This window comes from Nocardia sp. NPDC059229 (genome assembly GCF_042754165.1).
GTDB lineage: Bacteria > Actinomycetota > Actinomycetes > Mycobacteriales > Mycobacteriaceae > Nocardia.
The window spans coordinates 236729-261615 of record NZ_JBHZAK010000001.1 but is presented as its reverse complement, the minus strand read 5'-3'; the positions used below and the strand labels follow the sequence as shown (position 1 = coordinate 261615).

The 24887-nt window shown below is 66.7% G+C and carries 30 protein-coding genes and 1 tRNA gene; 24 read left to right on the top strand and 7 right to left on the bottom strand.

Annotated elements, in window-relative coordinates; genetic code table 11:
* Window positions 1-65: 65 nt before the first annotated feature.
* A complete protein-coding gene (locus ACFXHE_RS01310; RefSeq protein ID WP_379378650.1) occupies window positions 66-797 on the top strand; it encodes a hypothetical protein in 732 nt (243 codons plus the stop codon).
* Between the two features lie 23 nt (window positions 798-820).
* On the opposite strand, the gene ACFXHE_RS01305 is transcribed toward ACFXHE_RS01310, so the two are convergent.
* Complete coding sequence (locus ACFXHE_RS01305; protein WP_379378648.1) at window positions 821-1075, bottom strand: lipase family protein; 255 nt, start codon at window positions 1073-1075, stop codon at window positions 821-823.
* Window positions 1072-1443, bottom strand: a complete 372-nt coding sequence (locus tag ACFXHE_RS01300; protein ID WP_379378646.1) for a hypothetical protein — start codon at window positions 1441-1443, stop codon at window positions 1072-1074. The genes ACFXHE_RS01305 and ACFXHE_RS01300 overlap by 4 nt, the downstream gene beginning before the upstream one ends.
* A 219-nt stretch (window positions 1444-1662) precedes the next feature.
* Here ACFXHE_RS01300 and ACFXHE_RS01295 point away from each other — a divergent pair, with 219 nt between their 5' ends.
* The 8 genes from ACFXHE_RS01295 (at window position 1663) to ACFXHE_RS01260 (ending at window position 11312) form a co-directional block, all read left to right on the top strand.
* Window positions 1663-2481 carry a DJ-1/PfpI family protein gene (locus ACFXHE_RS01295; protein ID WP_379378644.1) on the top strand — a complete coding sequence of 273 codons (819 nt, stop codon included), beginning with the start codon at window positions 1663-1665 and terminating at the stop codon, window positions 2479-2481.
* A gap of 232 nt (window positions 2482-2713) precedes the next feature.
* Entirely contained in the window at window positions 2714-4138 is a 1425-nt protein-coding gene (locus ACFXHE_RS01290) for an MFS transporter (RefSeq protein ID WP_379378642.1), read from the top strand.
* Window positions 4081-4500, top strand: coding sequence for a MarR family transcriptional regulator (locus ACFXHE_RS01285; RefSeq protein WP_354838014.1), 420 nt, complete (start codon window positions 4081-4083; stop codon window positions 4498-4500). The genes ACFXHE_RS01290 and ACFXHE_RS01285 overlap by 58 nt, the downstream gene beginning before the upstream one ends.
* A 37-nt stretch (window positions 4501-4537) precedes the next feature.
* Window positions 4538-5329 carry an N-acetylmuramoyl-L-alanine amidase gene (locus tag ACFXHE_RS01280; RefSeq protein WP_379378640.1) on the top strand — a complete coding sequence of 264 codons (792 nt, stop codon included), beginning with the start codon at window positions 4538-4540 and terminating at the stop codon, window positions 5327-5329.
* Between the two features lie 125 nt (window positions 5330-5454).
* Entirely contained in the window at window positions 5455-7410 is a 1956-nt protein-coding gene (locus ACFXHE_RS01275) for an amino acid transporter (RefSeq protein WP_379378638.1), read from the top strand.
* A 97-nt stretch (window positions 7411-7507) separates the two neighbouring features.
* A complete protein-coding gene (locus tag ACFXHE_RS01270) occupies window positions 7508-8413 on the top strand; it encodes a metal-dependent hydrolase (protein ID WP_379378636.1) in 906 nt (301 codons plus the stop codon).
* Window positions 8410-9519 (top strand): PDR/VanB family oxidoreductase, encoded by a 1110-nt coding sequence (locus ACFXHE_RS01265; RefSeq protein WP_379378635.1) that lies wholly within the window; start codon window positions 8410-8412, stop codon window positions 9517-9519. The genes ACFXHE_RS01270 and ACFXHE_RS01265 overlap by 4 nt, the downstream gene beginning before the upstream one ends.
* A gap of 23 nt (window positions 9520-9542) precedes the next feature.
* Window positions 9543-11312 carry an SDR family oxidoreductase gene (locus ACFXHE_RS01260; RefSeq protein WP_379380324.1) on the top strand — a complete coding sequence of 590 codons (1770 nt, stop codon included), beginning with the start codon at window positions 9543-9545 and terminating at the stop codon, window positions 11310-11312.
* A 455-nt stretch (window positions 11313-11767) separates the two neighbouring features.
* Here the strand turns inward: ACFXHE_RS01260 and ACFXHE_RS01255 are convergent, their stop codons facing one another.
* From ACFXHE_RS01255 to ACFXHE_RS01245, 3 genes are all read right to left on the bottom strand, one after another.
* A complete protein-coding gene (locus tag ACFXHE_RS01255; RefSeq protein ID WP_354838022.1) occupies window positions 11768-12253 on the bottom strand; it encodes a hypothetical protein in 486 nt (161 codons plus the stop codon).
* A 65-nt stretch (window positions 12254-12318) separates the two neighbouring features.
* Complete coding sequence (locus ACFXHE_RS01250; RefSeq protein WP_379378632.1) at window positions 12319-13365, bottom strand: TerC/Alx family metal homeostasis membrane protein; 1047 nt, start codon at window positions 13363-13365, stop codon at window positions 12319-12321.
* Window positions 13366-13556: 191 nt separating this feature from the next.
* Window positions 13557-13985: a nitroreductase family deazaflavin-dependent oxidoreductase gene (locus tag ACFXHE_RS01245; protein ID WP_354838026.1), complete on the bottom strand. Its 429-nt coding sequence runs from the start codon at window positions 13983-13985 to the stop codon at window positions 13557-13559.
* A gap of 132 nt (window positions 13986-14117) precedes the next feature.
* Here ACFXHE_RS01245 and ACFXHE_RS01240 point away from each other — a divergent pair, with 132 nt between their 5' ends.
* The 4 genes from ACFXHE_RS01240 (at window position 14118) to ACFXHE_RS01225 (ending at window position 16580) form a co-directional block, all read left to right on the top strand.
* A complete protein-coding gene (locus tag ACFXHE_RS01240; RefSeq protein ID WP_379378630.1) occupies window positions 14118-14495 on the top strand; it encodes a DUF4234 domain-containing protein in 378 nt (125 codons plus the stop codon).
* A gap of 72 nt (window positions 14496-14567) precedes the next feature.
* A tRNA-Ile gene (locus ACFXHE_RS01235) sits at window positions 14568-14641 on the top strand.
* Between the two features lie 97 nt (window positions 14642-14738).
* On the top strand, window positions 14739-15671 hold the full coding sequence (locus ACFXHE_RS01230; RefSeq protein WP_379378628.1) for a tyrosine-type recombinase/integrase: 933 nt from the start codon (window positions 14739-14741) through the stop codon (window positions 15669-15671).
* A gap of 162 nt (window positions 15672-15833) precedes the next feature.
* On the top strand, window positions 15834-16580 hold the full coding sequence (locus ACFXHE_RS01225) for a hypothetical protein (RefSeq protein WP_379378626.1): 747 nt from the start codon (window positions 15834-15836) through the stop codon (window positions 16578-16580).
* Window positions 16581-16596: 16 nt separating this feature from the next.
* Here the strand turns inward: ACFXHE_RS01225 and ACFXHE_RS01220 are convergent, their stop codons facing one another.
* Both ACFXHE_RS01220 and ACFXHE_RS01215 read right to left on the bottom strand, forming a co-directional pair.
* On the bottom strand, window positions 16597-17289 hold the full coding sequence (locus ACFXHE_RS01220) for a GntR family transcriptional regulator (RefSeq protein WP_379378624.1): 693 nt from the start codon (window positions 17287-17289) through the stop codon (window positions 16597-16599).
* A 574-nt stretch (window positions 17290-17863) separates the two neighbouring features.
* Window positions 17864-18097 (bottom strand): hypothetical protein, encoded by a 234-nt coding sequence (locus ACFXHE_RS01215; protein ID WP_379378623.1) that lies wholly within the window; start codon window positions 18095-18097, stop codon window positions 17864-17866.
* Between the two features lie 89 nt (window positions 18098-18186).
* On the opposite strand from ACFXHE_RS01215, the gene ACFXHE_RS01210 reads away from it, so the two are divergent.
* From ACFXHE_RS01210 to ACFXHE_RS01160, 11 genes are all read left to right on the top strand, one after another.
* Window positions 18187-18447, top strand: coding sequence for a hypothetical protein (locus tag ACFXHE_RS01210; RefSeq protein ID WP_379378621.1), 261 nt, complete (start codon window positions 18187-18189; stop codon window positions 18445-18447).
* Window positions 18444-18938 (top strand): hypothetical protein, encoded by a 495-nt coding sequence (locus tag ACFXHE_RS01205; protein WP_379378620.1) that lies wholly within the window; start codon window positions 18444-18446, stop codon window positions 18936-18938. The genes ACFXHE_RS01210 and ACFXHE_RS01205 overlap by 4 nt, the downstream gene beginning before the upstream one ends.
* On the top strand, window positions 18935-19105 hold the full coding sequence (locus ACFXHE_RS01200; protein ID WP_379378618.1) for a hypothetical protein: 171 nt from the start codon (window positions 18935-18937) through the stop codon (window positions 19103-19105). Before ACFXHE_RS01205 ends, ACFXHE_RS01200 begins: the two co-directional genes overlap by 4 nt.
* Window positions 19102-19371, top strand: a complete 270-nt coding sequence (locus ACFXHE_RS01195; RefSeq protein ID WP_379378616.1) for a hypothetical protein — start codon at window positions 19102-19104, stop codon at window positions 19369-19371. Before ACFXHE_RS01200 ends, ACFXHE_RS01195 begins: the two co-directional genes overlap by 4 nt.
* Complete coding sequence (locus ACFXHE_RS01190) at window positions 19368-19793, top strand: hypothetical protein (RefSeq protein ID WP_379378614.1); 426 nt, start codon at window positions 19368-19370, stop codon at window positions 19791-19793. Before ACFXHE_RS01195 ends, ACFXHE_RS01190 begins: the two co-directional genes overlap by 4 nt.
* 110 nt (window positions 19794-19903) lie before the next feature.
* Complete coding sequence (locus tag ACFXHE_RS01185; protein WP_379378613.1) at window positions 19904-20104, top strand: hypothetical protein; 201 nt, start codon at window positions 19904-19906, stop codon at window positions 20102-20104.
* Complete coding sequence (locus ACFXHE_RS01180; protein ID WP_379378611.1) at window positions 20101-21093, top strand: DNA cytosine methyltransferase; 993 nt, start codon at window positions 20101-20103, stop codon at window positions 21091-21093. The genes ACFXHE_RS01185 and ACFXHE_RS01180 overlap by 4 nt, the downstream gene beginning before the upstream one ends.
* Window positions 21093-21506, top strand: coding sequence for a hypothetical protein (locus ACFXHE_RS01175; RefSeq protein WP_379378610.1), 414 nt, complete (start codon window positions 21093-21095; stop codon window positions 21504-21506). The genes ACFXHE_RS01180 and ACFXHE_RS01175 overlap by 1 nt, the downstream gene beginning before the upstream one ends.
* On the top strand, window positions 21503-22267 hold the full coding sequence (locus tag ACFXHE_RS01170) for a hypothetical protein (protein ID WP_379378608.1): 765 nt from the start codon (window positions 21503-21505) through the stop codon (window positions 22265-22267). The genes ACFXHE_RS01175 and ACFXHE_RS01170 overlap by 4 nt, the downstream gene beginning before the upstream one ends.
* Window positions 22264-22788 carry a hypothetical protein gene (locus tag ACFXHE_RS01165; protein WP_379378606.1) on the top strand — a complete coding sequence of 175 codons (525 nt, stop codon included), beginning with the start codon at window positions 22264-22266 and terminating at the stop codon, window positions 22786-22788. The genes ACFXHE_RS01170 and ACFXHE_RS01165 overlap by 4 nt, the downstream gene beginning before the upstream one ends.
* Window positions 22785-24887 (top strand): hypothetical protein, encoded by a 2103-nt coding sequence (locus ACFXHE_RS01160; RefSeq protein WP_379378604.1) that lies wholly within the window; start codon window positions 22785-22787, stop codon window positions 24885-24887. The genes ACFXHE_RS01165 and ACFXHE_RS01160 overlap by 4 nt, the downstream gene beginning before the upstream one ends.

Sequence of the window (24887 nt, the reverse complement as noted above, 5' to 3'; positions counted from 1 at the left end):
CGTGAACCTCCGCCCGGCCTCGGAGAGCAAGGTGGCATCGGGCGGAACACGACGCGGAGGTGGTGATGGGTACGAGAGCCGGTGCGGTCGCGGCCATGGTGGCGGGGGTCTGGATGGTCGTGGCGGGCGCCGCGTGCGCACAACCGGGCTTCGACCCGGACATCCTGCAGCCCGTTCACATCCCGCCGCGCACCGCGCTCTCGGTGCGCACGCTGGTGCCGGGCGCGGGCTGGGGCACCGACAACGAGACCCAGGAGCGTGCGGCCCTGTCCATCGCCAAGCTGTTCATGGCGGATTTCGCCCTGCGGCACGGCGACGGCTCGGCCGAGGATCGCGAGCTGGGCGAGCGCATGGTCTGCAAGTCCGACGACGCGGCCGCCGACCGGATCGCAGCGAAATATCCGTACGCCATCGACGCGGTCGCCCAGGAGTACGGCCTGCGCGCCACCCACGGCGGCGGCGGGTGGGAACTGTCGACCACCAGCGTCGCCGACGTGGCCGACTTCCTGGCCGCGAAACTCCGCGACGAACCCGACAGCCTGATCCTGGCCTGGATGGAACAGCCCAGCGAGCGGGCGGCCGACGGCACCCGCCAGGACTGGGGCACCGCGCGACTGCCGCAGGTGTACGGAACCAAGTGGGGCTGGTCCGATGCCGGCGCTCCGGAAGTGGCCTCGGTGTCCTTCGGCCCCGGATTCACCGTCGCCGCCCACACCTACGGCACCGCCGAGCAGCAGACCGAGGATGTGCTCGGCGCGTGGTCGGCGGTGACGGACCCGGTGACTCCCAGACACTGACAATCCGCGTTGTGCCGGCGGTGTCACCGTCCGCCGGGTGTCGCGGCAGATGTTCCGTCCACCGGCACACCGCGCAATCGTTGATCCACCCAATCCATGGTCGCGCCATAGGAACTGACGTAGGCCGTCAGATGTTCACCGCCGACGATATTCTTCGTCGCCGCCACCCCCAGCGCACATTGCTCGCGCCACAGCTGCTCGGCCTCCGACACGGGAATCCAAGGATCGTTGACGCCGTGGTAAATGAACCCGTGGGTCGTCGCGTTGTTTGTACTCATGTGTGGTTCTCTCTGTCGTTCGTCGGCTGCCCGGTGTCGATGAGCGCACTGAAGGCTTCGTCGAGCAGGTCGAGCAGTTCGGGGTTGCCGTCGCGCTCGGCCCAGGTCAGTACCGCGACGGTGGCGGCTGCCTGACAGGCCGCCGCGATCACTGACGTACGGAAACGCGCCGCTGGATCGTCGCCCAGGTTTGTGAGCGCATCGATGAACACCTGTTGCGACTCGGCTTGCATCTCCGAAAGCCGGGCCCGCAGTGACGGATTCGCTGCGACCAACTGGTTGCGGATGAGCAGGACGTCCCGCTCGGTGGCGTAGATCCGGATCAGGCCCTCGCGAAGGGCTGTGGCGACCCGCTGCACCGGGGACATCGTGGTAGGCGACTGCTGGATCATGGCGTGAATCAACGTATCGGAGGGAAGGGCGCGGCCCCGGAGATCCTTCCCGCGCCGAGTCCGTGAGAGATCGAGCGCGGAGCATCCCCGCCGGGATCTCCTACATCCTGTAGTAGAAATGTGGATGCGTGGCTCCAGCGAAATCTGTTGCACCGCAACACTTCGAGACGACTGTCATGGGAAGGCAGAGAAGTTATGACAGAGATGTTTGCTGGTCGCCGAGACTTTTTGATGGGTGCAACCGCGGCTTTGGCCGGTGTGCCATGGCTGCGTGGGCGGACCGGATCACCGGGCGATACCTCAACGCACGTTCAGTCGGTCGATGAACCTCTGCTCAACGGAAACGAGCAGATCGCCATGGTGCTCTACCCGCAGTGCACGGCACTGGACTTCATCGGTCCCCAGTACGCGTTCGCATGCCTGTCGGGGGCCACCGTGCACCAGGTTGCGATCACCATGGACCCCGTGACCACCGATACCGGAGTGACCCTGATGCCGACAGCAACCTTCGATCAATGCCCGCGTGATGTCGATGTGCTGTTCGTGCCGGGCGGAACGAATGGAACGCTGGCGGCGATGCGCGACGACAGCGTGGTCCGGTTCGTTGCCGAGCGCGGTGGAAGAGCGAGATGGGTCACCAGTGTCTGCACCGGTTCGCTGCTGCTGGGCGCGGCGGGGCTGTTGCGCGGTTACCGGGCGACATCACATTGGGTCGCACGTGATCTACTGGCCGAAGCGGGCGCGATACCCACTGATTCGCGCGTCGTCGTCGACCGCAATCGGGTCACCGGCGCCGGCGTCAGCGCCGGATTGGACCTCGGCTACGTCATCCTGTCGCTGCTGCGCGACCAGCGCTACGCGGAAACGGTGCAACTGATGGCCGAATACGCACCACGGCCACCGTTCGACGCAGGCTCTCCCGATACCGCCCCGCCGGCGACGAAAGCCATGGTGGAGGGAATGTTCACAGAATTCCGCACCGGGGTGAAGGACACCTTGCGCGCCACGCGTTGACGAATTGGCCGCTAGCTCCCGATTTGCTGTGCCTAGCGCCGGATCTCGAAGATCCTCGCCCGACCTCGACCCCGCGCGCCGCCTGCGCCACCACCTCAACGCCCTCCAGGAGGGGCGCAACGGGCGGGAGTGAAGTCCGTGGTCTACGCCAGCTTTCTGGGCGCCGACGTGTGACCTGTGCCATCGGTGCGGCCACTTGCGCTCGGAACAGTTGTGTATTCACAATTGTTGTGTGCTTACAACTGTCGACGAGCTGAGCTCGCGCCGGAAGACGATCATCCTGATCACCTGCTGTTTGAGCTTGCTGATCTCGTCCATGGACGCGACCATCGTGAATGTCGCCATCCCCGCCATCCGCGACGACCTGGGCGCGCCGCTGTCGCGGCTGCAGTGGATCGTCGACGTCTACACGCTCACCCTCGCCAGCCTGCTCATGCTCTCCGGCGCGGCCGCCGACCGCTTCGGGCGCAAGCGGGTGTTCCGCATCGGGCTGCTCACTTTCGCGCTCGGCTCGCTGCTGTGCAGCGTCGCACCGACCATCGAGGTCCTGATCGGCGCGCGGTTCGTGCAGGCCGTCGGCGGTTCCATGCTGAATCCCGTTGCCATGTCGATCATTACGACCACTTTCACCGGCCGGATCGAGCGGGCCCGGGCGGTCGGCGTGTGGGGCGCGGTGGTCGGCATCTCGACCGCGCTGGGGCCCATGGTCGGTGGCGTGCTCATCGACAGCCTGGGCTGGCAGTCGGTGTTCTGGATCAATCTGCCGATCGTGGCGGTCGCGCTGGCGCTCACCACCGCCTATGTGCCGGAATCGAAGTCGGCCAGACCGCGCGGCATGGATCCGATCGGGCAGGCGCTGGCGATCGCGGTCCTGTTCACCCTGGTGTACGGCCTGATCGAGCGGGAGCCGGCGGTCTTCGTGGTGTCCGCCCTGGCGCTGGCCGGATTCGTCTGGCACGAGGCGCGCCACCCGTCGCCGTTCATCGATCTGCGCTTCTTCCGCAGCTTCCCGTTCTCCTCGGCCACCGTCATCGCGGTCTGCTCGTTCGCCGGGCTGGGCGCGTTCCTGTTCGACATGTCACTGTATCTGCAAGGGACCCGGCACTTCTCGGCCGTGCACACCGGTCTGCTGTACCTGCCGATGGCGCTGGGCATGCTGTTCTTCTCGCCGTTGTCGGGGCGGCTGGTGGGCCGCTATGGCACCCGCCCGTCGCTGCTGGCCTCCGGCATCCTGATGTCGGTGGCCGCGATCGGCCTCACCCTGCTGCACCCGGACACCCCGATCTGGCAGCTGGTCATCACCTTCGCGCTGTTCGGCATCGGCTTCGGCATGGTGAACGCGCCCATCACCACCACCGCGGTGAGCGGCATGCCGCTCGATCGCGCGGGCGCGGCGGCCGCGGTCGCCTCCACCAGCCGCCAGGTCGGCGTGAGTCTCGGTGTGGCACTGTGTGGTGCGCTCACGGGCGCGGGATTGTGGTGGACCATCGCCGGTTTCGCCGCCGCGGTCACCGCGCTGGGCGTGGCCGCCAATACCGACTGGGCGTACCGTTCGCGAGATCGCGTCGCCCCCCCTGCTCGAACAGAAGGTCCCCGCTCATGCCGGATGACACGCCCACGACCGACGAGGTCTGGCGGCAGCTCACCCACCTGGTGATGGACACCCGTGATACCTGGAAGCGCGCGGTGGTGGAGCGAACCGGCATGCCGTTCAGCCGGATTCGCATCCTGCGCCGGCTGCTGCCCGGCCCGCTCACCGCCAAGGAGCTGGCGCGGGCGGCCACCATGGATGCCCCCGCCACCACGGTCGTGGTCAATGATCTCGAGGAGCGCGGTCTGGTGATCCGCGAGATCGACCCGACCAATCGGCGCTGCAAGCTCATCTCGCTCACCCGCGCGGGCCAGGAGGTGGTGGCCGAGGCCCTCGCCACGCCGGACCCGGCGCCCGCCGAATTGGCCGCCCTGACCCCGGCCGACCTGCGCACACTCCACGGACTCCTGCGCAAACTCGAACACTGACTTACCCGTTCGTGATTCAACCGTTATCGTTTGTCCCGTGCGACACCGAACCTGGAAGTCCCTCGCGGCCCTCTGCGGCGCCCTGTTGATCGCGGGCACCGGCCAAAGCCTCGCCGCCGCACCGGTTTCGGGGTCGCTCGCGCGCCCGGCGCCGGAAGCTCCTGCCCGCCCGCTGTTTCCGATAGCCGGCCAGACCGTGGTCCTCGATCCCGGCCACAACGGCGGCGGCGCGGCCCACACCGACGAGATCAATGCCCAGGTGCCCGACGGCCGCGGCGGCATGAAGCCCTGCAACACCACCGGCACCAGCGGCGACGACGGCTACACCGAGCACGAATTCAATTGGGATGTGGCCCAGCGCGTCCGCGACCTGCTCAGCGCCCGCGGCTACCAGGTGATCATGAGCCGCGACAGCGACACCGGCGTCGGCCCGTGCGTGAACGACCGCGGCACCCTCGGCAATCGGGTCGGCGCGGCGGCCGTGGTCTCCATCCACGCCGACGGCGCGCCCGCGGGCGCCCACGGCTTCCACGTCGCATACTCCTCGCCCGCGCTGAACGACGCCCAGTCCGGGCCGTCGGTGCAGCTGGCCACCACCCTGCGCGACACCATGGTCGGCGCGGGCTTCACCACCTCCACCTACGTCGGCTCGGACGGGCTGAACCCGCGGGCCGATCTGGCCGGGCTGAATTTCTCCGAGCGCCCGACCGCCCTCGTCGAGTGCGGGAACATGCGAGATCCCGGCGACGCCGCGGTCATCGAATCACCGGATGGCCGCGCGCGATTCGCGCAGGCCATCGCCACCGCCATCGCGGCCTATCTGGGCTAGCACACCGGACTGAACGGCTCATGGCGCGGGCACTGTCTGTGCCCGATTTGCCGTGAGTACATTCGTCACGTCATTTACCGACCGATTTCGGGAAACCGGACCCACAGAGTTCCGGGGAGGACTCCTTGACCACGACCGAGGCACAGCCGCGCTCGCGCTTTGCGAACTGGCTACTAGAGGACGCGGGTGAGCATCACTCGCAGATTCAGGGGCCGATGGCCAAGAAGGCTCCCAAGGAGCATCAGCATTCCTGGTGGAAGGTCATGTGCCTGACGGGTGTCGACTACTTCTCGACACTCGGTTACCAGCCCGGCATCGCGGCCCTGGCCGCCGGCGTGCTGTCCCCGCTGGCGACCATCGTGCTGGTCGCGCTCACGCTGCTCGGCGCGCTCCCGGTGTATCGCCGGGTGGCCAAGGAGAGCCACAACGGCGGCGGTTCGATCGCCATGTTCGCCAACTTCCTGCCGAACTGGTGGGGCAAGATCTTCATCCTGGTGCTGCTGGGCTTCGCGGCCACCGACTTCACCATCACCATGACGCTGTCGGCCGCCGACGGTGCGGCCCACATCGTCGAGAACCCGTACGTGCCCGGGTTCCTGCAGGACCAGAACATGACCATCACCCTGGTCCTGCTGGCACTGCTGGCGGCGGTGTTCCTCAAGGGCTTCAGTGAGGCCATCGGCATCGCGGTCGGTCTCGTCGGCGCGTATCTGGCGCTGAATCTGGTGGTCGCCGCGGTCGGCATCGTCAAGGTGCTGCAGGCACCGCACCTGGTGACCGACTGGTCGCATCTGCTCACGGCCAAGCACGGCAATATCTTCGCCATGATCGGCGTGGCGCTGCTGGTTTTCCCGAAGCTGGCGCTGGGTCTGTCCGGCTTCGAGACCGGTGTCGCGGTCATGCCGCAGATCAAGGGCGATCCGGCCGACTCCAAGGAATACCCGCGCACCCGGATCAACGGCACCCGCAAGCTGCTGACCACCGCCGCGCTCATCATGAGCGGGTTCCTCATCGTCACCAGCTTCATCACCACCATCCTCATTCCGGAGAAGGAGTTCGAGGAGGGCGGCCAGGCCAACGGCCGCGCGCTGGCCTACCTGGCGCACGAGTACCTCGGCAATGCGTTCGGCACGGTCTACGACGTCAGTACCATCGCCATCCTCTGGTTCGCGGGTGCGTCGGCCATGGCGGGCCTGCTCAACCTGGTGCCGCGCTACCTGCCGCGCTTTGGTATGGCTCCCGAATGGGCGCGCCAGATCCGGCCGCTGGTCCTGGTTTTCGCGTTGGTGTCCTTCGGCATCACCTGGTATTTCGACGCCAGCGTCGACGCGCAGGGCGCGGCGTACGCGACCGGTGTGTTGGTGCTGATCACCTCCGCGGCCGTTGCGGTGACCATTTCTGCCTGGCGTAAGCAGCAGTACTCGCGCGTGCTGGGCTTCGGCGTGGTGTCGCTCATCTTCGTCTACACCACCATCGACAACATCATCGAGAAGCCGGCCGGTCTGCATCTGGCCATCCTGTTCGTGGTCGCGATCATGGTGGTGTCCTTCGCCTCGCGCATCCGCCGGGCCTTCGAGCTGCGGGCCGTCGAGGTGATCTTCGACGAGAAGGCCTGCCAGATGATCGACCAGCTGGCCGAGCGCGGCGAGATCCGCATCGTCACCCACGACATCACCGATGGCCGCTCGCCCGAGGAGTACGCGGAGAAGGAGGCCGACCAGCGGCGCGAGAGCCACATCCCGGAGTCGGAGCCCATCCTCTTCCTCGAGGTCATCGTGAAGGACCCGTCGGAGTTCAGCACCACGCTGCACGTGACCGAGGTGGACGTGGACGACTACCACATCCTCACCGTCGAGGCGGCGGCCGTGCCGAACTGCATCGCGTCCATCCTGATCGCGATCCGCGACCGCACCGGCGAGTGCCCGCACGTGTACTTCGAATGGACCGAGGGCAATCCGCTGGTCAACCTGGTGCGCTTCATGTTCTTCGGTGAGGGCGAGGTGGCGCCGGTGACCCGCGAGATCCTGCGCCGGGCGATCCCGCGGCGGTCGCAGCGGCCGCACGTGCACGTCGATAGCTGACCTGCGCCGAAAAATCTAGGTGTAACTCCTGGTTTCATACATAGGTAGAATATTGCTACGCTCACGCAGCAAACGCGATATGAGACCAGGAGTACCGATGAAGCTACTTCCGAAGCTGGGCCGCCGACCGGTGACCGAACCCGGAGAGGTAGCCCTGCACGCCCGGAATGTGCAGTTCGATTGGTCCCGGACCGAACCGGTCTGGATGAAGCACGAACCGATCGCCTCTCACGTCCTCAATGCCCTGAGCATGCTGCTGCCCGAAGGCGAGCGCATGTTCCTGGTGACCTTCGGCGAAGCCCTCGAACTGGTCAAGGACGAGAAGCTGCGGGAGGCCATGATCGGCTTCATCGGGCAGGAGTCCATGCACGCCGAGAGCCACAACGGGGCGCTCGAGGACGTGCTGTCCGCGCACGGGATCGATATCGAACCCTATGTGCGGCAGACGGAATTCCTGTTCCGCAAGACGCTGGGCCCGAAGGCGGCGGCCAGTGAGGCGGCGCGGCAGCAGCAATTGGTCGAGCGTCTCGGCGTCATCGCCGCGCTGGAACACTTCTTCGCCTTCCTCGGCGACTGGATCATCAACGCCGACCTCGAACAGTTCGACACCGATCCGCAGATGCTGGACCTGTTCCGCTGGCACGGGGCCGAAGAGGTCGAGCACCGTATGGTCGCCCACGATGTGGCCGAGTACTTCGAGATCGGCTATGTGCGCCGCGGTGCGCTCATGGTGCTGGTGTTCCCGATCTTCATCGCACTCATCCTGCGCGGCACCAAGTTCCTGGTGCACGCCGATCCGTCGCTGCCCAGCCACCGCTACCCGATGTTGATCGGGCGGATCTTCGCGGGCATGTGGCGGGGGTCGATTCCGGGGATTCCGTCGCTGCTGATCAGTGCGCTGTCCACCTTCAAGCCCGGCTACACCCCGGAGACCGTCGGCTCGACCGCGCAGGCCGTGGCCTACCTGGCGCAGTCCCCGGCCGCCCGGGCGCTGGCCTCGTGAGCGCGGTTCGTCCCGTCCCGGTCGCGCCGCCGCAGGATCTGTTCGGTAAGGGCCGTGCCGATCGCACCACGCGGATGCTGGATTTCATCGCCGAGAGCCGTTTGCGCTGGACCACGCTCGTGAACCGGCGTGAGCCGGACGTGCGGGTGGACGACTGGCGGATTCCGCTGGTCGTGGTGCAGCGCCGGGTGGAGGCGCACGACACCGATGTGATCAGCCTGCTGATGACCGCGCCGGACGGAGGCAAGCTGCCGGAGTGGCGGCCGGGCGCGCACCTGGATCTGGAACTGCCCTCGGGAAAGGTGCGGCAGTACTCGCTGTGCGGCGACCAGGCCGACCGGCACGCGTATCGCGTTGCGGTGCGGCGTATTCCGGACGGCAACGGCGGTTCGCTCGAGGTGCACGAGGGGCTGGCGGTCGGTACCCCGGTCACCGTGCGGGGGCCGCGCAATGCCTTCCCGTTCGTGCTGCCCGGGTACGGATCCTCCGCCGCGCGAGTGCATTTCGTGGCGGGCGGCATCGGCATCACGCCGATCCTGCCGATGATCCGGATGGCCGACCGGCTGGGCGTGGAGTGGAGCATGGTGTACGCCGGGCGGTCCCGCGACACCATTCCGTTCCTGTCGGAGGTGGAGTCGTCCGGCTCACGGGTGACCGTGCGCACCGATGACGAGCACGGCATTCCCACGGCCGCGGAGCTGCTGCCGGGCGTCGGTCCCGACACCTCCGTCTACTGCTGCGGGCCGGTCGTGATGACCCAGCTCATCGCCGACGCGGTGCGCGAAATGCCCGGCGTGGAACTGTATTCCGAGCGTTTCTCGCCGCCGCCCGTGGTGAACGGCACCGCCTTCCAGGTGGAGCTGGCCCGCACCGGCGAGGTCCTCGACGTGCCCGCCGACAGGTCGGTGCTCGAGGAAGTGCTGAAGGCCCGTCCGGACTCGTCGTATTCGTGCCGGCAGGGCTTCTGCCGCACCTGTGTGGTGCGGGTGCGCTCCGGCGAGGTCGATCATCGCGACACCGTGCTCACCGATGCCGAGCGTACGGCCGGCGACATGCTCATCTGTGTATCCCGTTGCGGCGGGGACCGTTTGGTGCTGGACATCTAGCGCCGTCTCTCAACCAGGAGAAGATCGTGACCGATCAACCCACCGTCATCCCCGCCGCCGAACGCCTGGTGCGCAGCGGTGAATTCGACATCGCCGTCTACGAATACGGTGAGCCCTCGGCGGAAACCATCGTGCTGGTGCATGGTTGGCCCGACGACAACCATCTGTGGGACCGCGTGGTGCCGCTGCTGGCCGACCGCTTCCACGTGGTCACCTACGACACCCGCGGGCACGGTCGCTCGACTCGCACCGACCGCACCGAGGACTACCGGCTCGAGCATTTCGCGGCCGACTTCTTCGCCGTCGCCGACGCGGTGAGTCCCGATGCGCCCGTGCACATCCTGGCCCACGACTGGGGTTCGGTGGAGATGTGGGAGGCCGTCTGTGAGCCGCAGGCCGCCGGGCGGGTCGCCTCGTTCACCTCGGTGTCCGGGCCCAACCTGGACCACCTGGGCGCGTGGGTGCGGTCGAGCCTGTCGCGCGGCAAGGTGTGGGGGCCGTTCACGCAGCTGCTGTCGTCGATGTACACCGGGCTGTTCATGACCCCGGGTGTGCCGCGGGTGGTGCTCAAGCCGCTGGGCACCGAGAAGATGTGGTCGCGCTTCGTCGGGCTGATGAACGAGACCTCGCCGGAGAACATCAAGCTCGGACCGGAATTCCGGCGCGACTTCTTCGACGGCATGCGCATCTACCGCGCCAATATCCTGCAGCGCCTGGGCGATCCGCGCGAGCGCCGCACCGAGGTGCCGGTGCAGCTGATCATCGCGCGTCGCGATGTCGCGGTGCGGCCCGCCGGCTACGACGACACCAAGGACTGGGCGCCCAACCTGTACCGGCGCGAGGTCGGCGGCGGGCACTGGCTGCCGTTCTCGCACCCGGAACTGCTGGCCACCTCCACCGTCGAGCTCATCGACTCGCTGCGGACGGGGGATGCGCCGCGCACTTTGCGCCGTGCCGAAGTCGGCCGGGAGCAGCGGCCTTTCGAGCACCAGCTGCTGGTGATCACCGGCGGCGGTAGCGGCATCGGGCGCGAGACGGCGCTCGCCTTCGCCCGCAGGGGCGCGGACGTCGTGCTCTCCGACATCAACGTGGACTCGGCCAAGGAGACCGCGGATCTCATTGCCGCCGAGGGCGGTACCGCGTACGCCTACCAGCTCGACGTCTCCAGCGAGGAAGCCGTCGCCGAGCACGCCGCCGCGGTCATCGCCACGCACGGTGTGCCCGACATCCTGATCAACAATGCCGGTGTCGGCGCGGCGGGCGACTTCTTCGACACTCCCGCAGCCGAATTCGACCGGGTCCTCAAGATCAACCTGCACGGCGTCATCAACGGGTGCCGCGCCTTCGGCAAGGCCATGGCCGATCGCGGCCTCGGCGGCAGCATCGTCAACCTCTCCTCGATGGCCGCCTACACCCCCCAGCGCGGTTTCGCCGCCTACTCCACCTCCAAGTCGGCGGTCTTCATGTTCTCCGACTGCCTGCGGGCCGAACTGGCGGGCAAGGGCATCGGCGTCCACACCATCTGCCCCGGCATCGTCCATACCAATATCGTTGCCACCACTCGCTTCTCGGGTGTCTCCGCCGAGGAGGAGGCCGCCAAGCAGCAGCGCTACGACAAGCTCTACGCTGCCCGCCGCTACGGCCCGGAGAAGGTCGCCGCCCAGATCGTCAAGGCCGTCGAGCAGGGCCGCGACGTCGTCCCGGTCACCCCTGAGGCCTGGCTCCAGTACCGCTTCAACCGCTTCGCCCCGGCCGTCGCCCGCTTCTTCGCGGCCCGCGTGAAGCTGACGTAGCGAGTACCCACTGTCGCGGGGGCTCACACCGGCGGTGAGCCCCCCCAGAAAATGGGTTTGTCGGACCGATTCTCCCCGGCGTAGTTTTCGGCTATATCTCGCGGTCGGAGGGGCCGTGAGGTGGGGGAGGAGGCCGACGATGGTTGGCGGAATTATCGTAGTTGCCATTGTGATCGCTCTGGTTGTCGTGACGGTTGTTGCCACCCGCGGCGAGCCCGATCGCCGCCGTGGAAGTCGCAGCCGGAGTTGGGGATACGGCTCGACAGGAGGCGACTGGGGCGGCGGTTCGAGCGACGGCGGCGGCGGATGGTCCGACGGAGGCGGCGGCCACGGCCACGGCCATGGTTGCGGCGGTGGGCACAGCGGCTGCGGCGGCGGTAGCGGCTGTGGCGGCGGTGGTTGCGGCGGCGGGGGCGGCAATTAGCCGGCCGCCGCGACGCCGGCCCGATCGGCGGTCAGCCCGCCCGTAGCGCCGTCTCGATGGAGTGGACCCGCTCCGATGGGATTCCCCACGGATGGTCCACTCCTACAACGGTGTCCAGGTCCCAGAGCACGCATTTCTCGCCTGGTCGCGCCACGAACGACCAGGCGACCACCGTGCGTCCCAACTGCTCCGCCATCGGGTCACCCGAACCCGTGCCCTCGCCGTCGGGGAAGTGATGCAGAAACCGGCCATACGCACTGTCGCACAACCGCGCATACCGCTTCGTGCACAGGATGAGCCCGTGCCACGCCTCGTCCACCGCATGCGAGGGCATGCCGATCACCCGATCGTCGCGCATCGCCGCTCCGCAGCAGCGCAACCATTGCCGCAGACCGGTTTCCACCAGCTCGCGCGGCTGCCACGGACAGGTCTTGAACACCGCCTCCGGAAGTTCCAGCGCATCCACGGCGCGATTGACCTGCTCGAGCCGAGGCGGCCGGGAACGGTGCAGCAGCATGGTTTCACGCTACGTCGGTATCGGCACGGTTCGCGAGCGATATTCGCCGGTCCCTGCCGCGCGGCTCACTGCACGTCGACCGCGGTCTCCTCAGCGTGTCCCTTGTCGCCGCGGGTGGCGCGCAGGCTGGTCAAGGTGACCGTCGCGAGCACCACCACGATCACCAGTAGCGAGGCGGCCGTGGGGATCTGGGGGACGCCGCTCCAGATGCCGTGCGCCCAGTGCAGGACCAGCTTCACGCCGATGAAGGCGAGGATGGCGGCCAGGCCGTAGGCCAGGTGCACCAGACGGGAGAGCGCGGCGTGCAGGACGAAATACAGTGCGCGCAAACCGAGTAGCGCGAAGGCGTTGGTGGCGAACACCAGGAACGGGTCGCCGGTGACGCCGTACACCGCGGGCACCGAGTCGACGGCGAAGACGATATCGGTGGCCATGACCGCGCCGACCACCAGCGCCAGCGGGGTGAGGGCACGGCGGAACTTACCGGGCTGGGCGGGATCCGCCTCGCGGACCACCATCTTGGTGCTGCGGTAGTCGTCGGTGACCGGCCAGATGCGGCGCAGCACGCGCACCGACTTCATGGTGGCGACATCGAGTTCCTGCTCGTGCCCGCCGGCCGCGTCGGCCAGCAGCTTCACCGCGGTCACCAGCAGGATCATGCCGAACAGCAGGAACGCCCAGTCCAGGGTGGCCAGGGCGGCCGCACCGAGCGCGATGAAGATGCCGCGCAGCACCAGCGCGCCCGCGATGCCGTACAGCAGCACCCGCTGCGCCAGCGCCGCCGGGACCGCGAAGGCGGACAGCAGCAGCATGAAGATGAACAGGTTGTCCACCGACAGCGACTTCTCCAGCAGGTAGCCGGTGAAGAATTCCACGGCCGGGGTGCCGCCGTTGTTGAACCACAGGAACACGCCGAAGGCGATCGGCAGGGCGATGTAGAAGACGGTCCAGGCGATGGCCTCGCGCATGGACACCTCGTGCGGGCGGCGGGTGAGCGCGAAATCGAGGATCAGCAGCGCCAGCACCGCGGCGATCGTCCCGCCCCACAGCCAGGGCGTACCGACGCTGTTGATGGTGGTGGAACTCGCGAGAACGGACAGGGTAGGACTCATGGGACCTCCTCGGGCAGGGTAAACCAGCCGAGGTCTCCTTCACCTGCGTCTTCGAGTGCCACAGCCGCAGGCAACCATCCGGGGGACGCGTCGGCGCGGCCCGTACTGACCGGAGTGATTCTTGGGAAGTACTCCCCTCAGGTCAGGAAGGATAGTCGACCCTTACCCACGAGGTCCACCCGGCGCTGGTGTCAGCGCGGTGTGAGCACCACTACGGCGATCGGCCGCGAGGTCATCGTCTGGTACTGGGTGTAGCGGCCTTGGTTCACCTTGTCGACCAGCTGGAAGCGGCGCGCGTACTCCGGATCGTCCGGATAGGTGGCCTGTGCGGTGACCGGAATCCGCTTGGTACCGATCTGAATGTCACAGTCCGCCTTGGCCTTCACATTGGCCAGCCAGCCCGGCGGCCTGGGCGACCCGCCATTGGACGCGGTGACCAGGTAGTCCTTGCCGTCCTGCGCGTAGGTGAGCGCATTGGTGCGCTCCTGGCCGGTCTTGCGGCCGACGGTGCGCAGCAGCAGCGTCGGGTTCCCGAACAGCAGCTTGTGCCCGACCAGGCCGTTGCTGTTCTCATAGATCCACTGATGTGCCTTCAGCACGTTCGCGAACAGACTCGCCATCGTGTTCCTCCCTGCGGTCGTGGACTGCCCCAGATTAACGCTTCACGATCCGGTCACGATCTTGTGGATACGTTTCCCGAGCCGGTTCACCCGGGATTACGAAAACTGCACGACGACAAAAGGATTCATCGCATGACCACCACCCTCGCCACGCCGATCAAGCCCCGCAACCCGGTGCTGGTGTGGCTGGTCTGGCCGCTCGTCACCCTCGGCATCTACTTCTTCGTCTGGTACTACAAGATCCACAAGGAGATGGCCGAACTCCGCCGCGACCCCGAGGCTCCGGTCGCGGGCCCCCTCCTGGTCATGCTCTTCCTCTCCTGGACCGGCATCGCCGCCATCATCAGCTTCTGGCGCACCGGCACCCGAATCCGCCAATCCCAGGAAGCCGCCGGCCTCGAAGGCACCTGCAACCCCATCCTCGGCTTCGTCCTGAACCTGATCCTCGGCCTCGGCATCCTCTACTACCAGCTCGAACTCAACAAGATCGCCGACCGCTACGCCGCATAGCGAGTCCAACTGGGCATCGACCCTCCCGAGGCGGTAGCATCTCGCGGAGCCCGTAGTGATCTGAAGCGGTCGGGGGCGGTAGCTCAGTCGGTTAGAGCCGTGGACTCATAATCCATTGGTCGCGGGTTCGAGCCCCGCCCGCCCCACAAACCCCCTCTGAGCAGGGGGTTTTGTTGTTTCTGGAGAGGTTTCAATCTAGAACAGAGCTCTTCCACGAATAGATTATGGGCGTAACATCGCGGCATGGGGACCGCTTCGCTGGACGACATCCGCGAGTTGAAAGACGACTTCGCGACCGAATTGAGGCGCAAGAACCGGGCCAAGAAGACGATCGAGGTCTACCTGGTGCACATCGGGTACTTCGCCGATTATCTACTCTCCGAGACACTTCCGATCGACGCGCCCGCCATCACCCGCGACCACATCGGCGGGTACATCGAGACGTTGCTGTCGCGGACGAACCGGCGGACCGGCGAGCCGCTGTCGCCGCAGTATGCGCGCAGCCAGTACCGAAGTCTCCAGCAGTTCTTCAAATACCTGACCGCTGAGGAGATCATCGCAGTCGACCCGTTCGACAGGCTGAGTCTTCCGGACGCCCCCGACAAGCTGGTGCCGGTCCCGAGCATCGAGTCTCTGAAAACGCTGCTCGACGAGTGCTCCGGAACGGACTTCATCTCGCGGCGAGACAACGCGATCATCCGGCTGTTTGCCGACACTGGTTGCCGCTGTGGGGAAGTCGCCAACCTCGACGTTGATGATCTCGATTTCGAAGAAGACACCGCACTGGTCATCGGCAAAGGAAATCGGCCACGCTCGTCTCCGTTCGGCGACAAAACGAGGATCGCTCTGCGCCGGTATCTCCGGATCCGGGCGCAGCATCCGTTCGCCACGAAGAGCGAACGTCTGTGGCTCGGCAGACAAGGACCAATGACCGACCACGGCATCCGACAGATGCTGGAACGCCGCGCGGCGGCGGCCGGCATCGAACACATCCATCCGCACATGCTCCGGCACTGGTTCGCTCACAACTGGCTCGCCAATGGTGGCCAAGAGCAGGACCTGATGATGCTGGCTGGTTGGCGATCACGGCAGATGCTGGATCGCTATGGCAAGTCGGTGGCGGATGAGCGGGCAAAGTCTGCACACCGCAGAGCAAGGCTCGGCGACAAGCTGTGACGTACCGATCTTGCTGGATGCGACGTTGTGCATACAACGCCACAGAGCCAGATGTACCGGCAATATGGAGTTATGACCGGGTTCGTTCTCACCCCAGATCGCCGAGATCGGTTGGCCGCATTGCTCGGTGATGAGCAGCGACTGCGAGCCGAGTATCCAAAGGTGGCCGACTACCTGGACACGGCGCCGATGATGCCCGGCAGTGGTGACGAACAGGCTGATGCTGCCTTCGATCTCCGATTTCTGAACTATCTGACAGGAGATAGCGCTGAGAGCCGAAATCCCTACTGGGACATAGTTGCCCCCTCGGTCTCGACCCGCGGCGGTTGCCGGGTCGTCGACGGAGGTCGACCCGGGGGCAGCGCTCGGCTTGGCTTCGCCCAGACGATCCTTCAGGCCGCCTACGCCTACGCCATTCCGTCGCCGGAAACCATCAGCTGGATGACGGACTTCTGTGCTGGCAGGGGCATCGTTGAACTCGGTGCTGGGCGCGGCTACTGGGCTGCGCAACTCGCGGCAGCGGGTGTGGCCGTTGACGCCTACGATTCGGAACCGCCAGACGTGACCGAGAACGTCTCGTTTCCTGGATCGTCCGGGCAACGCGATGTTTGGCACCATGTAGGCGACCTCAAGGATTTCACCGATCGAGTCCGCGGCCGGTCCGACCACGTGTTGTTTCTGTGCTGGCCACCCGGATGGGGCAATGCGATGGCCTCGGCAGCGCTCGATGAGTTCGGTCGCGCTGGAGGTGAGCGGCTGGTCTTCATCGGTGAACCCAAGGGCGGTAAGACCGGCGACGATGCCTTCTTCGATGAACTAGTGGCCAGCTGGATTCTGGAATCCGAAGATCCGCAATACGTCTCGTGGTGGAACCTCGCCGATGTGGCCCAAGGGTGGGTTCGGCGCTGACCTTCCTCCGTAGGCTCTACTCGGTGGGGGACTGCTTCAACTGTTGTGTGAGCTCCATCCGGAACACGAATGCGTCGTAGCGATCCCGGGGGTAGGAGATTTCCGACAACATCAGCACTCGGTCGTCGGGACCGAGGTACCGCTGGCGAACCGATTTGACCAGGTCTCCCGCTGGAGTGCCGAGCCACGCTGCATGCGATTCTTGCGGAATCCGGTCCGCCACTGTCTCTTCAAGCACCGTGGCGTGCGAAATGTCGGGGGCCCCAATCGGTTGGTAGGTGTCGGAGATCGAGATCGGGCGGCCGTCTGCGGTTGCTCGGGTGACGATGTGAAGCACCTCGTCCGCTGTGGAGATCGCGAACTCGCCGGCAACGTCTTCCGGCGCTGGAAGGCGTTGGCTTTCCCGCTCAATCTGGACGTCATCGCCTGATTCGTGACCGAAGGTGTCCTCAGGATCTTCCATCTGACGTTCGGGAGCGACCCGACGAAGGTTCGGATGATCAGTAACGAAGGTGCCGCGCCGCGGAACCGTGCGCACAAGGCCTTGGCGTTCGAGCAGCTGAATGGCCTGGATGATGACGATCTTCGAAACGCCATGCCGCTCAACCAGTTCGTTCAGGCTTCGCATCTGAGTGCCGGCGGTGAGTGCGCCGGCACGAATCTGCCGTGCGTACTCCGCAGCGATGGCGACGTAAGCAGGTTCTGCCATGAACCGAGTCCTTCCGAGCGAGGGCCGTTCTCTTATTGAAAACCATTCTTAGCATACACAACTGTGTATGCACAGGATGGATTCCGGTGCAGGTCACGCCGCCTTTCTGTGTCGATGGATCGCCGCTCTTCGGCGATCGTGGGCACCTGTGTATGTACAGGCCTTGTGCATACACAGTTGTGTATATATAGTGAGATGTGTTGTTGCTGGACGAAATTCGACCCTCAGCGACGACACAAAAAAGCTCCCCGGCGGTTGCCGCCGCCGAGGAGCTCTGTCCAAAGCGGGTTGCGTCCCGCTTCAGCATTTCTGCACTTCAGATGGATAGGAGTCCCTGAAGCATGTTCAGTGTAGATCCTGCACGTCCAGCGCTTTCGGTCAGTGACCAGGGCGGATGTGGAATGTATGCAGTCTCTGACGTATCGGAACACGCCTCGCTTCCCACTGACCTGATCAGTTTGAAGGAGGCGGCCCGCCTTGCCGGCGAGGTTCATCCGACCACGGTTCGCCGTTGGATCTCCCGCGGCTTCCTGAAGGAGTATCGGAAGCGCCCGTCTCGCGCACTGTTCGTCAGTCAGGCGGAGGTCGTCTCGTTGGTGCGGCCGGTCGCGTCGGGTGGTGCGGCATGAGCACGAACGAAGATCGAGTGCTCCAGGCCCGGATCGCGGCTCATGTGTCGTGGGCGCAGACCGAGGATCGTGCAGCGCGTACTGCAAAGGCCCGGCAGGCCCTCGCGAGCAAATTCGAGCGTGAAGTCGACCCGGATGGGGTGTTGTCCCCCGCGGAACGCGCCCTTCGTGCTGAGCACGCCCGAAAGGCGCACTACACGCGATTGGCGTTGCGCTCGGCCCAGGCACGTCGGCGTCGAAGCCGCAACCGTCAGGACGGGGTGGCCTGATGTCGTCCTTCGTGAATGCCTCGATCACCTTCGGTGGGTTGCACGGAATCAAGTACGAGCCCGCAAGTGTGTACACGTACGGGGAGAGCGCGCAGTACTTGTCGGATATCCCGGCCCGGGTGACTTTCAAGGTCGGTGATGTCCGCATCGGGCTGACGATCGCCGATGCTCAAGCGCTGTTGGAGGCGTTGCCCGCGGTGCTGGCGCAGCACGATTACGCCGAGTTTGTGGCCGATGGTTTGCAGGCGGTGGCGCGATGAGCGACCCGCGCAAGATCGACCGCGCCGACATGGTGCAGGCGTTGTGGCCCGGGTACGGCCCGCACACTGCCGAGTCCGTCATCAGTGCCACGGACGCCATCGCGGAGTTGTGGCGGTACCTGGGTCACGCGACCCGATCCGGCAAGACTGAGGCGCTGGCCGATCCGGCCGACGTCTACACCATGGTCTGGAATCTCCGCACTGCGTTCTACCGCGCTTCGCAGGTGCTCGACCAGCTTCACTCGTGGGCTGGCGACCTGCAGCGCAATCCGGACCTGGCCTCCGACCAATTCCCCCGTGAACGATCCGCTGGAGCAGCGGAAACCGAGTGGGAGGCCGGGGCGGCGGGAACCGCATGGCATGCCGCCATGGGGCTGTGGAACGCCGGGATGGATCTGAGCCCGCTGATCGGTCACCTTGACGAGGCTGCCGCGAAGTTGAGCCACCTCTACATCGATCGTCCCGTCGATGCCGAGGAGGAGCGCTCATGAACCGGCTGACCTTGCTCCCGTTCATTCTGGTCGGGCTCATGATCGCGGTCTACGTCGCGCCGGGATTCGTGTTCAGCATCTTCCTCAGCACGTTCTTGGTCGTGTTCGGTGTGCGGTGGTTCCTCCGCGCCGCCGGTCGGCCCGGTCGCCGGGGGGTGTGGCGATGACCGAGGAATTCGGGCGCACCGAAGTGACGATGGCCCGAAGCCTGGGCTACGGCCTGTCGCTGTTGCCGCTGGGGCTGCGCCTGGCGGTGTTGACCGGGGCAGTGCTGGTCGGGATGGCCGGATGTACCGGTGCCTGGATCCAGCAGCAGCACTATGTGCCCTCGCCGAACGTCTGTCGCGCCGATGAGGTCGGTGTCCGCACCGACTGCATTCCGCGGGGACAGCTCGCCCAAGATCCCACACAGCTTGCGGGGGTGATCCGGTGATCGGCCCGAAGGACGCGCGGACCCGGGATCTTCCGGACCCGGATGGCAGCAAGTTCGGCGTGCCCACCTACTACTGGGGCACCGCACCGGATGGGCTGGGCGAGACGGTTCGGCAGTTGGAGAAGCATGACCCGCCGCTGCGGCCCCGTGACCGCAAGGACGTTGCGGCGCAGGTGATCCGGCCGCGTGGTGGCACGCGGGAACCGCTTGCCGCCTACCTGTACCGGGTCGAGGACGCGGTGCCGAAGCGCCCCGCCACACCCGCAGAGCTGGAATCACTGGCCCGGGGACATCGCACCCAGTCCGAAGCGGCGATGGAGCGGCGCGGGATCGATCCGACGCCGGAGGTTCCCGAGGTCGGCGAGACCGACGCGTGGGAGCCCGAGCGGCCCGCCAGAGGGTGGGAGGGGTTCGACCGATGACCTCGAAATCCCGTGCGACCGGCCGTAATTCGCACAAACCGTCGGGCACACCAGCGATGGATGTACCGCGTTCGGAGCGGTCGGTGGCTGGCATACCGGAGGAGTCGGTTTTGACGCCGATCACCGAGTTGCCGCATCTGGCCGAGGCCGCGAAGCGACTGGGCCACACCGATCGCCAGATCTGGGTGGACCGCCCCGAGCCGCAGGAGCTCCAGACCCCCCATCGAGTACCCGGGCAGTGGCTGCTGTCGGGGGAGTTCTTGACCGATCCGCCCGAACGACCTGCGCCCTGGGAGGGGTTCGACCGATGACACTGACAGCAACCGACCTGTTCGCCGGCGGTGGTGGTAGCTCGGAAGGCTTGCGCCAGGCTGGGTACGACATCGTGATCGCCGCGAACCATTGGCCTACGGCGGTTTCCACGCATCAGGCCAACCACCCTCACACCGAGCACAAGCTGGCGAATCTGTCGGAGACCGACTTCCGCAGTTTCCCGCGTACCGATATCGCGTGGATCTCGCCGTCGTGTGTGTGGCATGCCCGTTCCGGTGGCCGCAAGCAGCCGCCGGTGCAGGCCGAGCTGGCGCGCACTGCTGAGGGATCGGTCGATCGGGCCACGGCTTTCGCGGTGATCGCTGCGACCGAGGTCCACGCCTACGACGCGGTGATCGTCGAGAACGTCCCGGAGTTCACCGCCTGGGGCCTGTACCGCTGGTGGCTCGACGGCATGACTGCCTTGGGCTACAAGCACCAGGTCGTCACCCTGAACTCGGCCGAGGTCGGCCCGAACCCGGTGGCGCAGAACCGGATCCGCTTCTATGCGGTCTTCACTCGTCATGGCGATGTGAACTTGGAGGTCACTGCCGGGCCGCGCACACCTGCCACGGCGATCCTTGATCCCGACCTGGGTGAGCTCAAGACCAGCCACGGCTATGTGGCCGGGCAGGTCGCCGAGATCGCGGTGCCGGACGTGCCGCACCTGACGGTGTACCGCAACCACGGCCGGGCCCGCCGCGCTGATCAGCATCAGCTGGCCACGGTCACTGCGGGTGGCAACCACCACGGGATCGCGACCGTCACCGATGCCGGCGTGTACCGGCGGCTGCTGACCAACCGGGAAAAGGCTCGCGCGCAGGGCTTTCCGGACAGCTACACCTTCTGCGGCAAGAGCGTCCCGGTCGTGAAGAACGGCCGCCGCCGCTACGTCGACGAGGTCCGCGTGCAGATCGGTAACGCGGTCAGCGTGAACGTTGCCCGCTTCCTCGGTGAGCGCGTCGCCGCCGCATTGGAGGTGGCGTGATGACCAGCATGGATGTACGCCCGGCCGGGCCCGCCGCGGACTTGTCCGCCGCCCGGTTCGAGGCCCTGACCGCCGAGCTGGAGCAGTTGCGCCGCGAGAACGCCGAGCTGAAGCGGCTCACCGATGACGTGCTCGACCGCGAGTCCATGCACGTCTACGACGCCGACATGGAGCGGCTGACCACGGCCGCCGAGATGGAGCGGCGCGGTACCCCGCGCGAGCCCCACCAGCACATGGCGTTCATCGCGAACCCGGGAGCGGGCAAGACGATCCGGGTGGCGGAGATCGTGCGCCGCTGGAAGTTCCCCCCTTCCCCGCGGACGCTGCCGGCGCCCGAGCGTCCCCAGGCTCCCGAGCTGGAGAGCACCGGGGCATGGTCGCCGGGCATCGAGTGGGACGGGTTCGGCCGATGAGCGGGGTGCGATTGGGCCCGCGTGACATGTGGGCGCTGTGGTGGCTGGCCCAGATGGGCGGTGCGCCAATGGATATCGTCGCCGCCCTGCTGGCGCTGTGGCCGCTGAAGCGCTCCGAGGCCCTGACGTCGTCGACGTCGTCCGGTAGCGAGATCAACGCCTATCGGGTGTCGCAGCGGTGGCGGGCCGCCGGGAAACTTCTGGACCCGACGCGCCCGGTCCCGGGCCGGTCTTGGGTGGTCCCGACCAAGGAGACCGCCAGCGGGCTGCTGAATATCCGTGTCCCGGAGTGGATGCCGTCGCCGATGAAGGCGGCCCACGACATCGCCGTGATGCGGGTGCGCCTGCACCTGGCGGCCGGAAAGACCCATGACACCTGGGTGTCGGAGCGCGAGCTGCGCCACCGCAACGGCTATCTCACCAAGCCCGGGGAGCCGATGCCGCATCTGCACGACGGGCATTGGACCGATGACCTGGGCCGCTTGCACGCGGTCGAGGTCGAGTTGACCCGCAAGGGCTCCGCCGACGCGCGCACCACTCTGCAGGCCGCTTACGACACCGCCGAAGTCGCGGGCGCGCACCAGCTCTTCTACTTCTGCGCCTCTTCGGAGGTGAAGGCGCGAGTCAAGGCCGCGTGGAACGACATCGAGCACACCGAGACCGGCCCTGAGCTGCGTTTCTCCTCCACCGCCGAACTGATCCTCAATCCCCTCGCCGCCACCGGCGACGAGCAGACCGCTGCCGGAGGTGCAGCATCATGACCGAAAATCTGTCGATCCCCGTTTCCGCTGCTGAGGTGCGTGAATGGATCAACGACGCGAGAGATCTTGCGTACCCGCTTCGTACGCCGAGCACGGACGAAGCCGTCGCCCTGGCCGTCAGTTTGATCATTCACCTGACCGGATACCTGCGTCAGGCGGGGCACAGCGATAACCGCGGCGTCATGTTTCCCGTGCTGGAAAGCGAAAGCACGTGGAAGGCGACGTTCGATCTGCCCGATATCTGCGCGGACCTCGGCGGTCTGTGCGAAGCGCTCAGTAAGCGGTTCGAGGACTTCTCCAGTGACGAGGCCCTGAGACTGCACCCCCACCACGTGGAGGACAAGCACCCGGATCTGGCGGATATCGAGGCCATCGGAACCGCCGTCGCCATCGCGGACTGCTACGGCACGGCCGCAAAGCAGCTGCGCGGCGTCTACGAGCTGCTCGCCGATGTCCGCAGGACCACCAGCCGGATCACGATGAAGCCCGCCCCCGCGATCAGCGAGGAGGGCCAGCGATGAGCGCGAATCCGTTGTTCACCGACCGGCCTGCGGATTGCGCGGCGCTGATGGATTTCCGCGCCGAGTGCAATGCGCCCGCACCGGTCTCGGCTCCCGCCCCGGTCGCGGACTGCACGCCGGTGTTCACCAGCCACGACTGCCCGACCTTGCTGGCTCAGGGCAGCCCGGATCCGGGTGCGGGACACCAGATTCCGCAGATCACCCCGCAGGCCCCGCCGCTGCCGGGTGCCGAACACCTGGACTTCCTGCACTTCCCGCAGTTGTCGCTTCACGAGGTCACCGCCGGTCTGGAGGTCGCGGGCACCTTCGGCGTAGCGATCGCCGGGGTCGGCGCGGCGGCGTTGGCGGCGTCGTGGATGTGGGCGTGGACCCCGGTCCGGCTGCGGAACTTCGCGTTCGGGTCGGCGTCGCTGCCCGGTGCGGCCGTCGTATTGGACGGGCTGCCGGGCCCGCGTGAGGAAGTCGTGCGCGGTGTGAGCGAGGTACTGGCCGGAATGCCCGTGACCGGCGCCGCGAGTGCTTCGGTCGCGCTGGTCCCGGCCGGGCTGGTTGCTGCTGCCGTTCTGGCCGCGCGTACCGAGCATCTGCTGGACACACGTGGCCGGCGGTCTCCGGACAGGACCGAGCGGGCGGTGTGGGCGCGGCACATGAAGCTGATGCGTGCCGCGACTCTCGCCTGCCGGGCCGAGATCCCGCTGACCTCGGGCAGTTTCAGCCCGGAGTTCGTGTTGGGCCGTGTTGCCTACAGCACGTCGCAGGCCCCGGTGAAGTCGACCGCGGGCCGTCTGATCGGCCGTCACTACAGCTTGTTCACGGTGCCGTGGCTGGCGTTCCGCGAGCACGGCGTGTGGATCGGTAACCCGGGCTCGGGCAAGACCACCGCGATGGAACGGGCGATCATCTCGTTCTGGGCGACCGCGTGGCGGCGTCATCAGCAGTGGTGGCGTTCGGGCAAGGACCGGCCGGGCCGTCCGATGGCGATGATCCTGGACCTCAAGGGCGCTCGCGATGCGCGCAGCACCGCCGCCCGCGTCCGCAAAGCCGCCCAGAACCTCGGCATCCCGGAATCGCGGATCTTGATCTGGCCCGACAACACCGACGAGACGCTGAGCCTGTTCTTCGGCACCGCCGACGAGCAGCGCCCGCGGTTCGAGGCCCTGCTGGGCGTGTCCGCGGACAACGGCATGTCGGCGGAGACCGCCTACTACATGCAGATGCGCAAGACCATCGCGCACCTGGTGGTCGACATGCCCGATCCCGCGAAAGGGCTTGGGCCGGGCGAGAACCCGCCGCGCACCTCCACCGAGTTCCTGGCCCGCATGACCGAGGCCGCGCTGCGGCGGGGATGGAAGGGCCACGACGCCGAGCTGTCCGACATCGAGGCGGTGACCGGCGGGAAGAATCCGGTGCTGCCGGCGGACCGCGCGATGTGCGCGAACCTGTTCCGTGACATGGGTCCTGCGTTCGACGGCGAGCGCAGCATCACCGACTACGACGTCGTGTATTGCTGCCTGGAAGGCACCACCGCCCCCGAGGTCGCCGCGGCCCAGTTCCGGGCCATGGTCGCCCTGGTCGCTGGGCTGGCCCAGACCGACCACAACCGCACGGTGCAGCTGTTCTGCGACGAGTTCGCGCAGGTCTGCGGCAACGACGGCGCGGCCCGCATCGTGGAGCTGCTCCGGTCGGCCGGGTGCGGGTCGTTGTGGTTCGCGCAGTCCTGGATGGGCTTGGGAGCCAACGACGACGCCCGTCACCGGCTGGTGGATTCCTGCTCGGGCGGGGTGTTTGTAATGCGTTCCTACAGCGCTGGGCAGTTGGCCGAAAAGATCGGCACCCGAACGACATTCGCCAAGTCGCGCAAGTTGATCAACGGCCTGCGTCACGGCGACGAGGGCAACGTCCAGCCCGAGGACGTGTTCCTCGTCCCGCCGAAGATCCTGGCCGCGTTCGAGAAGGGCGACATCGTCCACATCGTCGGCGGACGGGCCACTTTCGGCCACATCTGCCCGCTGGATCCCGACTCCGTCCGCCCGCTGCCCGGGCTGGCCGAATCCACCACCCCCGAGCCCGACAAGGGCCTCATCCAGGAAGTTGCGTGA